Origin of the sequence: Desulfosediminicola sp. (assembly GCF_048381775.1) — a bacterium.
Lineage (GTDB): Bacteria > Desulfobacterota > Desulfobulbia > Desulfobulbales > Desulfocapsaceae > Desulfopila > Desulfopila ganghwensis.
The window spans coordinates 1-13,563 of the sequence record NZ_JBLXGE010000021.1 but is presented as its reverse complement, the minus strand read 5'-3'; the positions used below and the strand labels follow the sequence as shown (position 1 = coordinate 13,563).

10 protein-coding genes are annotated in these 13,563 nt (G+C 48.8%); all 10 read right to left on the bottom strand.

Annotation, left to right across the window (positions count from 1 at the left end):
• Window positions 1-1,557 (bottom strand): UDP-2,4-diacetamido-2,4,6-trideoxy-beta-L-altropyranose hydrolase, encoded by a 1,557-nt coding sequence (pseG, locus tag ACN5NT_RS22875; RefSeq protein WP_419176998.1) that lies wholly within the window; start codon window positions 1,555-1,557, stop codon window positions 1-3.
• Window positions 1,554-2,237, bottom strand: a complete 684-nt coding sequence (locus ACN5NT_RS22870) for a PIG-L deacetylase family protein (RefSeq protein WP_419176997.1) — start codon at window positions 2,235-2,237, stop codon at window positions 1,554-1,556. Before ACN5NT_RS22870 ends, pseG begins: the two co-directional genes overlap by 4 nt.
• Window positions 2,237-4,264 carry an aminotransferase class III-fold pyridoxal phosphate-dependent enzyme gene (locus tag ACN5NT_RS22865; protein ID WP_419176996.1) on the bottom strand — a complete coding sequence of 676 codons (2,028 nt, stop codon included), beginning with the start codon at window positions 4,262-4,264 and terminating at the stop codon, window positions 2,237-2,239. Before ACN5NT_RS22865 ends, ACN5NT_RS22870 begins: the two co-directional genes overlap by 1 nt.
• Window positions 4,261-5,130, bottom strand: coding sequence for an aldo/keto reductase (locus tag ACN5NT_RS22860; protein ID WP_419176995.1), 870 nt, complete (start codon window positions 5,128-5,130; stop codon window positions 4,261-4,263). The genes ACN5NT_RS22865 and ACN5NT_RS22860 overlap by 4 nt, the downstream gene beginning before the upstream one ends.
• A complete protein-coding gene (gene pseC, locus ACN5NT_RS22855; RefSeq protein WP_419177024.1) occupies window positions 5,127-6,293 on the bottom strand; it encodes a UDP-4-amino-4,6-dideoxy-N-acetyl-beta-L-altrosamine transaminase in 1,167 nt (388 codons plus the stop codon). Before pseC ends, ACN5NT_RS22860 begins: the two co-directional genes overlap by 4 nt.
• The gene (gene pseB, locus ACN5NT_RS22850) at window positions 6,293-7,291 is read right to left on the bottom strand and encodes a UDP-N-acetylglucosamine 4,6-dehydratase (inverting) (protein WP_419176994.1); all 999 of its coding nucleotides are present in this window, start codon (window positions 7,289-7,291) and stop codon (window positions 6,293-6,295) included. Before pseB ends, pseC begins: the two co-directional genes overlap by 1 nt.
• Complete coding sequence (locus ACN5NT_RS22845; protein ID WP_419177023.1) at window positions 7,281-9,005, bottom strand: ABC transporter ATP-binding protein; 1,725 nt, start codon at window positions 9,003-9,005, stop codon at window positions 7,281-7,283. The genes pseB and ACN5NT_RS22845 overlap by 11 nt, the downstream gene beginning before the upstream one ends.
• Before the next feature lie 129 nt (window positions 9,006-9,134).
• The gene (locus ACN5NT_RS22840) at window positions 9,135-10,079 is read right to left on the bottom strand and encodes a Wzz/FepE/Etk N-terminal domain-containing protein (RefSeq protein ID WP_419176993.1); all 945 of its coding nucleotides are present in this window, start codon (window positions 10,077-10,079) and stop codon (window positions 9,135-9,137) included.
• A complete protein-coding gene (locus tag ACN5NT_RS22835; protein WP_419176992.1) occupies window positions 10,079-13,039 on the bottom strand; it encodes an SLBB domain-containing protein in 2,961 nt (986 codons plus the stop codon). The genes ACN5NT_RS22840 and ACN5NT_RS22835 overlap by 1 nt, the downstream gene beginning before the upstream one ends.
• A gap of 153 nt (window positions 13,040-13,192) precedes the next feature.
• Window positions 13,193-13,563, bottom strand: a 371-nt coding sequence (gene nusG / locus ACN5NT_RS22830) for a transcription termination/antitermination protein NusG (protein WP_419176991.1), incomplete at its 5' end; no start/stop codon positions are given.

Here is a 13,563-nt window from a genome sequence, read left to right as displayed (position 1 = left end):
TTATAAGCCCCTTTTTTGTGGAGCCAAAACGCTCAATTGGTAGTGAAGATTACAATCTGGTTTGTCACTCTTTTGCTCAATAAAACCTAAGCCTACGAATGTAGCCGCTGACGCAAGGTTTTCTGGCTTTACTGAGGCATTAAAAATAATTGACTGCTCTTTCCCGAACATCTCCATTCCAAGCTTCAGTAATTGTTTCGCCCAACCTCTTCCTCGCACCAAGACATCTAGCGAATAATCAATCGTCACCTTACCATCTCTTCGTTCAAATCGCACTTGTCCAACGGGCAGATCCCCCGCTTCGAGAACATAGAGAAAGCTATCTACATCTTTCATTCGGTCATCAAACCATCGCAAATGGGTTGACATATCAATCGGCTCTGAGTTATTGGCACTTGATCGAACAATCGGATCATTGACCCACGAAAAATAAAATAACGCGTCTCGCTCATTCGCAAGGCGAAGCGTTAAGTTTTCTGACTTTGTCGGCTTAAGCACTTCAGCAACACGACTAGCACCCAAACCATCGACCATCGTTTGATTGACTGTCGCCAATTCTTGTAACGACCTCGACATTGATAGCGCATTATTCAATGCTGATTCGATTTTCGCGACATCAAGGTCATGGCTGTTCCCCAGATACTGAATCAATCCACACGATGCCAATGCTTCACATGACTGTATTTGATTATCAGCAATGCTAATAACTAGACTTGGCAGGCCCATGCAGAGTCTTTCCCAAGTCGTGGCACCACCCGCACCAATCGCCAAATCGGCATTAGCCATTAAATTTGCCAGATGTGGGCATGGACCATGGATCTGGGTGTTAGGACGATTCTCCGCTTGCTTGCTGACCGAAATCTTATGAATGAAGTTAGCGCCGATGACAACATCTACTTCTAGGTACCCCAATTGATCAGTGCTAAGTGCAGCCAGCACCTTACTTGTAACATTGCTATTATCCGAACCACCCATAAAAACCAGCACACGCTCGATATTACCAGTGCGCGGCACCATGGTGTCACGGTAATGGACATATTCAGGCCTGAGTAAAGCGTATTGAGGTCCCAATAAAAATTTGCAGTACTCCGGTACCAAAGGGCGATAACGATCCTCTCTTGATATTGCATAGTTCTGGTCTAAAAGCACATCACATACATGGCTGCGGTTTGCCAAGTCATCAATCACCATCAATCTGTGCGTATACGACTTTAGTCGCACCTCCCAAATGTGGTCGAGGCCATAGTGGTCAACAATCACCCAGTCAACTGGTTGGTTTTGCATTGCGAGGATGCTCTGTTCTGCATCTTCTTGCTGACTTACCCCCAACCAAGTCGAATACCCTTCCTCATTGAGCATCTGTACCTCTGGTGATGGTAACAGCGTCACTGCAAAACCGTTACGGACTAGCATATCGCCCAAATGACCTGAGTGTTCACGAGTTATGAACTGAATATCCGCGCCGTGTTTTTCAAGTGCTGCAGCCAAGGTAAGACACCGCATAATATGACCAGTGCCAATTTCAAGAGAGGCATCCGCGCGAAATACACACTTCATGCCAGTTTCCTACCTAACATAAAGGCCTCGGCGGCATCCACTCCCACTGTTGCACCTCGCCAATGCGCCAGATGCTCAACCCCTCTTAGGGAGCGTGGATGCGGCCAGCCGCGGAGTTCTTCCTTATAAGCGTCGAGTGCAGCCAGTTTGCGTTCCAGCGTCCCTGAAATATCAACGAACCAATTGGGAGTAAAGCTGGGAGCACTACCGTAAAATTGCCATTCAGTGCTAGATGGCACCTCAAAGCATAATATCGTTTTCACTGAATGCCCTTGTTGAGGGCGGCATGCCGTTACCGTGGCTTCATGTACGCGGCGATGATCAATATTCACATCACCAGCGTGATGCGTAAAAACTAGGTCAGGCTGATGCTTCATTATAAGAGCTTCGACCGCTTGTGTAATTTCCAGCAAAGGAATTGTATCTAGGCAATTGTCTGGAAAATCTCCGAACGACACTGACTCAACGCCGAGAATCAGGCAGGCTTTTTGGGCCGCGTCACGACGAGAAGTCAGTTCTCTTTGCTGATCTGTGAACTCTCCTTTACGTGAAAGTACGCCATCCGCCAGAAAAGCGACATTCACGATCATGCCCTCGTCAACATATTTGGCGATAGTACCACCACAACCGAGAACTTCGTCGTCAGGGTGCGCAGCTAGAATCAGAATGGAACGCGTCATCAATTCAACCTCTTGAACCCGCTATGACAAACCGGTCCTTTTAGCAAACTCATTACGTCTCGCCCTTCTTCGCATTCTTTGACCATAGCAAATATCGGATCAAGTGCATCGAAAAAACCAGCTACGACGTTTGGGGTATGCTCGATACACACATATACGCTGTTCCCTGCCAAGTACCCTTTAGCCAACATCTCTTGAGTAATTAGCGTCTTGTAGGCTAATGCGTTTTCACTTTGAAATGTAAATCCGGTAAGTGCAGGCAAACCCCAATGGTCAATACCTAATGCGTGTTTATCGGCAAGCATTTGCCAGCGTTTTCTAATGTCCATCCCGGTCTCAGTGATTGTGTCCCACGATTGGATTTGCTCCATCACTTTCAGCGTTGCCAAGCCAGCAGTTGGGCCGATTCGCTCAGTCCAGAATGTGCTGCTGATAAATGTTGTTTGTGCCGCCTCCATTACGTCTCGCCTGCCAATGGTTGCTGTAATACCATAGCCATTGCCCAAGGCCTTCCCAAACATCGCTATATCAGGTTCAACACCATATTTTTTGTGCAACCCTCCAAAGGTTCCACGGAAACCTGAGGTACATTCATCGAAGATCAGCACGATATTGCGGTCTGTGGCAAGCTTTCGTACTTTTTGCAGGAAATTATCCTCTGGCCCCATATTGCGAACGACTTCCATCTTGATCACGCCGATGTCTTGCGCTTTAACCAGAGATTCCAACTCAGCATAGTTGTTGTAATTGAACGGGAATACGGTTCCCTTAAGATTGCGCGGTACACCATTGGGCTGTAAACCAGGTAACAAATGTCCGTCGAGACTGGCGTCATCCCCCAGATTCGCAGACAAATACCAATCATGCCAGCCGTGGTAACCACATATGGCCACTTTATCTTTTCCCGACGCCGCACGTGCGATTCGAATCGCAATTGCATTGGCCTCTCCTCCACTACGCGCAAAGCGGACCATATCCGCCCAAGGGTGCAGCTCGATGAGTTTCTCTGCCAAGTACACCTCTTCAGGACAATTGAAGGTACTCATGTTGCCAGCTTGCAATGTGCGCAAGACAGCCTCGTCCACTTCTGGATGTCCATAACCCAGAATATTGGTACCAATACCCATGATGCTCATATCGGTGTATTCATTGCCGTCCAGATCCCAGACTTTGCAACCCTTGGCTTTGCTGAAATAGGTGGGCCACTGATCGGGTAGAAACATCTCCGCGCGCTTCGAAAGCAGCATGTTGCCGCCAGGAATAACTTGCTTGGCTCGTTTCCAGAGTTTTTGTCCAATGCTCATCGTGGCTCCTTCGTTGCGGATTAGATGTCGATTAATGCTGAACAACTCTGGCTGTTGTAGCTGTAGGTTATGCACTTCATCCCAGGAGAAATCGGTGCGGGGATGAAAATATTGAAACACCTTTTCGATTACGACAAAATCAGCGGGTTCATCGACTGTCCAACGCAAAGCTGACAGATCCAGTTCGTGTTGCATCGAACCGATCCTGAATTTTTCCGGCTTGCGCAGATAAGGCGTAACGTGCTCCCTGTCAAATGTATCACTGGTTTCCTGGCTCGCCTGTTCCAGCACCTTGAAAGTGAAAACTTCAATGTCCAGGCCGTCGGGGTATGTGGGAGGAGTAGTGTTGCTGAAATAATCCACGCCAGCTGATTTAAAACGTCGAACTACCTCATCCACAAGTTCTGGGTCCACCAAAGGGCAGTCGCCTGTAATTCGAACCACAATATCAGCGTGATACTTTTTCGCAGTTTGGACATAGCGGTCCAACACATCATTTTCGCTTCCCTGTTCACAGTCGTAGCCCAGCTTACGAACATGTGCGACCAAAGGAAGATTGCGTTCATCGCCTGAAGTGGCGACGATGATCTGATCTACTTCTTTTGCTCTCGCCAAACGAGTCAGTAGTAGCTCAATCATGGGAACGCCGTCCATGGCTTTCATAACCTTGTTCGGTAGACGTGTTGAACCCATGCGGGCTTGAACTACTGCAACGATTTTCACAACGACGGCCAATTAGCAGGATTAATTAGATTTTCGTCTTCGCATTGCAATGCAGGAAAATCATGTATGGTGTAACTAGTTATAGAACCAAGAATTTGGGACAACTGGCTCACGCTGTCGACGCCTACGACAATCCGATCAATTCCAGGAAAAGAGAGTGGAAAGGCCAAACAGGTCTGAACAGACGAAGAGCCCATCTCTTTGAGCCAAAGTTGCCATCTATGCCACAAAGAACTCCAAGGTGCGAATTTGGCTGGCATATTCGCATTGGTCATTAGTAACAAACCTTGCAGAAAAACAGAGCGAGTATGCACTTCTACACTGCTGTCCTTCAGGCGTTGTAACCAACCTGTTGTGAAGAGTCGTCGGTCGACAAGGTTAAAGGGTGCTTGTACCAGATCAAAACGGTATTGTGGAATCAATGCATCCAACTCGCTCGGCGAGTATATGGAAACGCCCATTTTTTGGACTTGGCCATTGTCTTTCAAGTCTTGCATCGCTTGATACAGCACTGCTCCGTGCGGACCGCGCAATTGCTCAGACCTATGCAGTAGCAGACCATAGACTGCAGAGACACCCAACCGCGCAAGCGATGCATTGACCTGTGCCTTTACCCAAGAACTGACATCCGCACAATCAGATGGCACTGCTGGCAATTTGGTCACAATTTTGAAGCCTTGCGTGCCAACTACTCCAAGACTAGTTTCACTCTCGCCGTAGTCAATGGCAGTATCGAGGATATCGACACCGTGTGTAGCAGCCATTTGCAACATCATCTTGGCTTCCTGGCGTGTCACTTGGCCAACTCGGTTAGCTATGCCGTAAGGCAGGCCGAACTGGACGGTACCAAGCGCGATCCGATTCATGCCAATGTCTCATGCAACGCGCGAATAACTTTGGATTGATCGGTATCTGTAAGTGTGGGATACAGGGGAATGCTCAGAGCCTCCTTGTGATACAGTTCGCTCTCTGGACAGTAACCCGTCTTGAACCCCATTGCCTCATAATAGGGCTGCCGATAAACAGGAATGTAGTGCAGATTGACGTTGATACCTGCAGCTTGCAATGAATCATAGACTTGCCGCTGGGTAGTAGTTCCTTTGATCTCTTTAAGACGAATTGGGTAAAGATGGTAGGCAGAATAGCTATCTGGGTGCTGCCACGGTGTTTCTACAGGCAAACCACTCAACTCATCGTTGTAGCGCTTTGCAATCTCGTGGCGCTTGTCGACAAAGCTATCCAATCGCCGTGTTTGGCTTAGACCTAGTGCTGCCTGAATATCAGTCAGTCGATAGTTGAAACCCAACTCAATTTGCTGATAGTTCCAAATTTCTTCCACGTCGCGTGGTTGCATGTCGGCTTCGACATTACTGATTCCATGACTTCGTAACAGACGCATGCGTTTGGCCAATGCCATATCATTGGTCACGGCCATGCCGCCCTCGCCAGTAGTAATAATCTTTACGGGATGAAAACTGAACACAGCAATATCACTGTAGCGGCAACTGCCAACGGGCTCGTTCTTGTATTTTCCACCGATAGCATGAGAAGCGTCTTCGATGATCTTGAATCCATATTTTTGACTCAACGAATGAATGCTGGCCATATCACATGACTGGCCGCACAGGTGCACGGGGATTACTAATTTGGGAAGATTGCCTTCCTTCCCGGCCTCTTCCAACTTTTCCGTTAAACGCTCTATGCTAATGTTGAATGTGCGCGGATCGATATCGACAAAGTCTACTGTCGCGCCACAGTACAACGCACAATTGGCGCTGGCCACGAAAGTTATTGGCGTCGTCCAGACGATATCACCTTTGCCAACACCTAAAGAGAGGCACGCCAAATGTAAAGCGCTGGTTGCGCTGTTAACTGCAACTGCAAAACGTGCACCGCAGTAACTTGAGACAGCATCTTCAAAAGCTGGAATGACCGGCCCCTGAGTAAGAAAATCAGAGCGTAGCACTGCAACCACCGCATCGATATCAGCCTGATCAATGTCTTGACGACCATAAGGAATCATGACAATCAAAACTTCCCAATCTTCTCGCTGTACTGCGAGATCCATTCTCGCAGCGCATCGACGCTCATCCAATCAATATTATTGTCCGATGAGTAGGTGAAATCAGCTGATACCAATTGACCTCCGTTGATTCTCTTGGGGTCCTGGCTCCAGTTATGGATAGTGGGTAGTATTTTATAGTGTTCGCCGTATTCGTAGGTGTGAGGGGCGTCCTCGGGGCCAATCATCTGTTCGTGAAGCTTTTCGCCAGGCCGAATGCCCACTATTTCGTGAGTGGCCCCCGGGACAGCGGCAGACGCGATATCAGTTATCTTCATTGACGGAATTTTCTTGACGTATATCTCTCCGCCGATCATATCTTCAAATGCATGCCACACGAGTTCCACGCCTTGTTCGAGCGTGACCATGAAGCGAGTCATGCGGGCGTCTGTTATGGGTAACACGCCTTTGTTGGCGAGGGAAAAAAAGAATGGAATAACCGATCCGCGCGAACCCATGACATTGCCATAGCGCACGACAGAGAAACGCGTATCCTGTTGGCCACTATAAGAGTTTCCGGCAATAAACAATTTATCGGAGGTCAACTTCGTGGCACCGTACAAATTGATAGGGCTGCTGGCCTTGTCGGTCGAAAGTGCCACGACACGTTTTACCCCTTGATCAATACATCCATCTATCAGGTTCATCGCACCCATCACATTTGTCTTAACACACTCGAAGGGGTTGTACTCGGCGGTCGGCACAATCTTCGTCGCTGCGGCGTGAACCACATAGTCGATTCCATTAAGGGCACGTGCCAAGCGGTCCTTGTCGCGCACATCACCGATAAAAAAGCGAACACGTGAGTCATTGCCATAAAGCTTGGCCATTTCCCATTGCTTCATTTCGTCGCGCGAATAGATTACCATGCGGCGAGGATTGTATTTTGCCAGTGTCATTGGCACGAATGTATGACCAAACGAGCCAGTGCCACCGGTGATGAGAATAGAGGAATTAGCTAGCATTGAAATTCGTTTCCTTGTCTATTGATGGAGCAGATGACATCTCATTTATCACTTCCTGATATGTCCCTAAACGCCTGATTTCACCATTGGCCAACTCTACAATCTGAGTGCAATTTTTCAAAGTTGTCAGCCTATGGGCAATGATAAGCAGAGTTAACTCAGAGCTTAGATTTTCAATGGCTTGCATGACAGCTTGCTCGGTTTCAGTGTCCAGCGAACTGGTAGCTTCGTCGAAAATTATTACATCGGCGCGCTTATAGAGAGCCCGCGCAATGCCAATTCTCTGCCGCTGACCGCCAGACAAGCGAACGCCTCGTTCGCCTACTAAAGTTTGATACTTGTCAGGCCATGAATCGATGCTATCTGCGATCTGCGCCTGTCTTGCCGCCTCCTTTACTCTGGTAGAATCAATCAGCTTCAGAGGTATACCAAAAGCTATATTTTCCTCGATAGTAGAATCTGCTAGAAATATCGTTTGTGGAACGTGCGCCACACGTGATTGCCATGCTCGATTGTTGCTAGGAGTGATTTCACAACCGTCTATGATTAGACCGCCTGCTCCCGGGGGAAGCAATCCCATGACAATATCCAGTAAGGTGCTTTTACCACTTCCTGTAATCCCGACAAAACCAACTCGGCTACCTTTATGAATAGTCAGATTCAGATTCTTTAAAATCCATGGCATTTGAAGCTGATAACGAAAAGAAAGCCCCTTGATAGTAATACTTTGCTGGAATGGCAATGCCCCCAGCGCAGGCGCTACTACAGTCACAGGCATGGGTTGATCCAACAATTCAAGCGTGTCTTGCAACGACGCCTGTCCCCCTCGAATCTGTGACCATGCACCATAAGATTGTTGCAATGCGGGCAGCAAACGTTGTGCGCCTAAAGCTAGAGCTCCCAACACAGGGATAGCACTGTTAATGCCACTAGGTTGGATAGCAAGCGAGTAAGCCAATGTTGCTATGAGTATCATTCCTAAAGCCTCCATGCCGAAACGCGGACTTCCTGCGATAAACATATTGTTACCTTGAGCGCGGCGTAGAGGTATGTCTGCATCCCTGTATATTTGACAAAACGTAGACTGACTGCCATCTAGCAGGACATCGCGAATACCGCCCAATCCTTCCTGCAAGGATTTGATTACTCGATTCGATTCAACTGCAATGCGGGCACTATCTCTCAGCAGTTGTTTACGTGTTAATTTGATGATGACCGCATAGATCAAACCAAATCCACCGAAAGCCACAATGGCAATCAACGGCTGCACTGCTATCAGCGCCACAAGGATTGCTATCAACATTACCGTGGAACTGATCAAAGTCAGTAACGGTACGATAATACTGTAGATAACCCCATTAGCCTTAGTCGCAATACCATTAATGACCTCACTACTGTTTCGAGAACAATGCACAGCATAGGGCTGATAAAGTGTTCGGCGATAGATATCAATACTTAAATCCGCACCTACAGCAAAAGACAATCGCGTACTCGCCCATAACAGTAGTAATCTCATTCCCCCTGCAATCAAAGCTGCTAATCCAAATGCAACAGTGAGAGGTAGCAGCAATTGATCAGGGGAACTGAGGCCCATAAGCTCAATTAGTGGTTGTGCAACTGGGTGGGAGAACACTAGCTCAGGTGATGTAAGGACCCCTAGAAAAGGTAACACTGCACCTATGCTCAGGATTTCAGCTAGTGATGCAAAAAACATCAATATCAGCAGCAAACCCAATTGTTTGCGCCGACGACGGTTCACATGAATCCACAGACTATTGAGTAAAATCCAAATTGATTGATTAGTGCGAGATGGGTTCACAACGATGTCTTATTGTAATTGAGGTCAATCGGCATCTCTGAAAAAGTAGCTTCGGATAATAACGAACAGCACGACAAAAAATCCCCCTAACATTGTTCCAAAAATACAGATCATTTTTCTTCGCGGAGCTACTTTCTGATCTGGCACAACTGCGGGATCAATAATTCGAAACACGTATTCATTCCGGACATCGGCTAGCATGGTTATTCGAGTCTGAGATTCAATTAGTTGATAAAACACTCGCTGCATCTCAACCAACTGAGTGGCTCCCAATTGATTCCGCAGATATTCAATGGCGTTCGTCGCTTCGGCAACATCGCGCACTTTTGAATCTCTGTTTATATCGGCTACTAATTGATTCACCCACGCACTGGCTAAGACGGGATCATGCCAGTTTATTGAAACCGTTACCAATCCGGTTTCATTATCGGGAGAAGATACACTCAGAATTTCAAGAAATTTTCTATATGCTTCCAATCTGGATGGTTCGCCCCCTTCCTGAACCCAAGTACCGTTTATGTTGTTATATATTTCTTGGTCTACTACGCTAGACGCATCTTCTGCGTTCCATTTTCCTGCAAACAACGGCACTAGTAACTTATGCTCGTCAATGAATTGTCCAATAAACTCTCTTGATTTCATTACTGCTATAGCAGTAGTAACCTTGTCCCCGCCTCCAGCACCTAGATTAACACCCAGCAATGCGGCTGCTCCTCCCAGCTGGCTGTTCATATTGTTTGATTGCTGTTCATCCGCTGGTGCCAACACCGCCTCAGCTCTATATATATTGGTTAGCATCAACGAATAGATTAACGACGCTATTGCGGCAGCAACTACAACACCAGCAATCAACCACTTCGCAGACCACAAAACGCCAAACAATTCTCGAAGATCAATTTCGTCATCAGTGTAATTTGCATACGCCTGCGGCCGCAGCGCTGATGGTTTGTTGAATTGATTATTATCCATCAGTTTGCCACTCTCTCAACCGCCAACAACGTGGTCGAAATATTAAATAGAATCTGCGAGATACTCGTCCAATTCTGTAAGTAGTTCGGCCTATAGGTATCAAACGGCACAATAATAGTGTCCCCCGGATTCAAACGAGAGCGCTCCTGGAAGAACCAGCGAGAGCCGCCATAGGCAACCACCTCTCCACTGGCTTTTATCACGTAGATGCCGCTACGGTCCGCATCTTGGGTTACCCCGCCGCTACGATTGATGTAATCACCCACAGAGAGCCTGCGGTCAAACAGGTGCGATGTTGGCTGATAGACCTCCCCAATAATGCTTACTTCTTGCTGGCTTCGCGGAATCAAAAGCTGATCACCATGACGTAAAATCGGGTCGTCTGCCTCACTCAAGTTGCCCGCTAATATCCCTGGCAAATTGATCACTAGGCGACCAGTGGCGGTTACGGCACTCACGCGCTCTAGCATATCCATCACGTCCGCATCGGCATTGTTCTCGGAAGACTGCAGCCTACGTGTTACTACATCGCGCCGCAGCTCGTTGCGGAACTCATCGATCATGCGTTGTTCGTTGTCGCGCAGTTCTTCACGCAGGAATATCGCAGCGCGTGGGTCGGCATAATCAGTGATGCCCCCCGCTCTTTTAATCAAACTGCTTATGGTGTCTTGCTTGGTGATCGAGTAGGTGCCGGGTGAATTTACTTCTCCGCCTATCGTCACCGTTTCGTACTCCGTCCAATTGGGCATCTGCCGCACGACTAATTGGTCAAAGGGGGTAAGCCTATAATCCAAGCCTGTATTGCCCCGGTCCTCTAAACTAAGCTCTACATGGCCCACTCTTCGTCCGATGCTTGGGTCGGCGTCAAAACGGGTAATCTCCGCCTTGCTGGTATCCGCACTCTCGCTTAGCCCGCCCGCCATAAGCAGCAGGTCTTGTACGTTCAAGGTTCTTGTTAGCGGGTAGTCACCTGGGAAGCGTACTTGTCCCGCCACGTTCACAATTTGGGTTGGGCGCGAGCTAGTCGCTTGGTTGCGCAGGCTCTCTAAGGTCTCTTCTAGTAGTGCTTCTCGCGGGGTATTGGAGTTGAACACAATAACCTTGTCGAGCTCACGCAGGCGGACACTGGCTTCCGAGCGGAGCGTGTTGGCGTCGACCGAGTGGCTCTCAACATCAATACTGCCGCGCAGGTCCATGCGGCGCTCTAGCATGATGTGCTCTAGCTCACTGTCTGGCAACAGGCCACCAGCAAAGCGAATCGCATCTCCTAGGCTCATATTGCGCACTAGGGGGTACTCACCCGGGAACCTCACGTTACCGGTTACCGCAACCACTAACGCTGGTGCGTCAAAACTCGATTGCTCGTATAACTGCGCAAGCAAATCACGTAGTTGCTCCTGTCGATTTTGGCTGGCGCCAAAGGTATGCAATTGATCGCGCGGCTCCAGTGCAAGATCGGCCTCCGAACCTGGGTTATTGATCGCACTGCCTAAGTCGACATAGATAAGTTCAATCCGCCTAGTAGGCTGTATTTCTCGTGCTATAAGAGCGTACTCGACATCCGGATTTGGCAGCATGCTGTTGAGGCTAGGGATCACATCGCTAACGCGTAGGCCGTTGCGCCACTGGAACGGACCGGGGCGTTGCACATGCCCCTCTAACATCACAACCTGCTGCACTTGATCAAGCACTGAATACACTTGGATCACATCACCGTCGAACAGATCAGGCGCCGCTTGACCGCTTTGACTTAAATCCACATCTACGACGGTGCGTTCGCCCAGTTCATTAATACGCTCGATGCGCGAGGCACGGGGAAAGGCGGTTGGGTTTAAGCCACCGGCCAAAGCCAAAATGTCAGCGGGGCTGGCCTCCTCCCTTAGCTCATAGATCGCGGGGCGGCGTATCTCTCCCGAAATGCCCACTGTTTTGCCAATCGGTGGAATGAAAATCACATCGCCCGGCTGCAAGCGGGCATCTCCGCTTGTGTCGCCGCGCAGCAACAAGTCATAAAGGTCTAAGCCAGTGACTAGCTCGCCATTGCGCATCAGGCGGATATCGCGCAGCGACCCAACCGGAGTTACGCCACCGCTGACAAATAAAGCATTAGTCATGGTACTTAATGCGCTTACGGTGTAGGAGCCTGGCTGCACGGCCTCACCTAACACGAACACATTGATAGAGCGCAACGCACCCAGTGTGATTGAGGCGTTTTGACCGATTAGCTGATTGGCAACGACGCTTTGAATCTGGTCGCGCAGTTCTTGAAAGCTCAGGCCTGCGACATTGAGAGGCCCGATCTCAGGGAACATCAAAATGCCCTCACGTGTTATTACCAGCTCGTGAGTTAAGTTACGCTGTCCGTACAGTTGCAATATCACTGTGTCTCCCGGCCCCATTATGTAGTTCGCGGGTACCGGAATAGTTGTGGCTGGCGCAAAGGTAGTGGGTGCGCCGCTAAATAGGTCATAGCCGTATTGAGCGAGGGGCTGCTCCTGCTCTGCCTGTGTTCCTAGTGCTTGTGCATTGATCCCGTTTTCGCGCTGCTGCAAATTGTCTGTCGTTAAGCTTGGGTCTTGGGGAGCAATGGCATCCCCTCCTGGCAGGCCTTGCCGTTGTGCAGGCGAAAGCCGAGCACTGCTTATCGGAGAATTTGTAATGGGGCTACGCGTGTTGTTCTGCGTTGCAGGACTATTGTCTTGCGAGGGCCGATTCGAATATTGGTTTGGCGCTGCCTGCGTATTGATCTGCTCGGGAATTTGCGTTTGGCGCACGCCGCCCTGTTGCCCGCCTAATTGTTCGAACAATGCTTGCCGCTCCTCATCACTTAAATTTTGCAATTGCTGCAATTGCGCTGGAGTGAGGTTGATGCTTTGCGCATTGCTTAGTGGTGAGTAGGTGATACTCAATAACAGCAACAAACTTAAAAGCTTAATAGATCTTGGAATGGCTTTTAGCATTTTTATTCGGTTTCCCTGAGCTGTTTTAATCGGGCTAATTTTGGGTTTAGGCACGCTACCGCCCTACCTGGGCGTTTGCGGCATCTTTTAATTCAGGGTAAAAATCGCGGGCAAGGCCCGCTCCCACATAGTGGGTATAGTTTATCCCTTAGGTCAGCTTGCTTTAGCTAGCTGGGCTGGGGTCAGTTGTATTGCTTGTTCTGTTTGCATGATCTTCATCAGCACTATTACGCGCTCATCGGCGCGTACACTTTGGACGATTGCTTCTATATCTTTAAAGCAACCCTCTGTAATTAGTACCCGCTCGCCCGCTTTATAAAGTGGTGCAGGTTCGTCTATTTCTGTTAGGCGGTGTTGTAATGCGGCGATTAACTCGTCACTCACCGGTTGCGGCATGCCATTGAAGCCCACGACTCGGCTGACTCCACGAGTGGCACGAAGGGCGCGCCAATTGCTCTCAAGATTTAATTTGATAAAGAGGTAACCGGGGAATAACACTTCGCAGCGAGTAACAACTTTGCCTT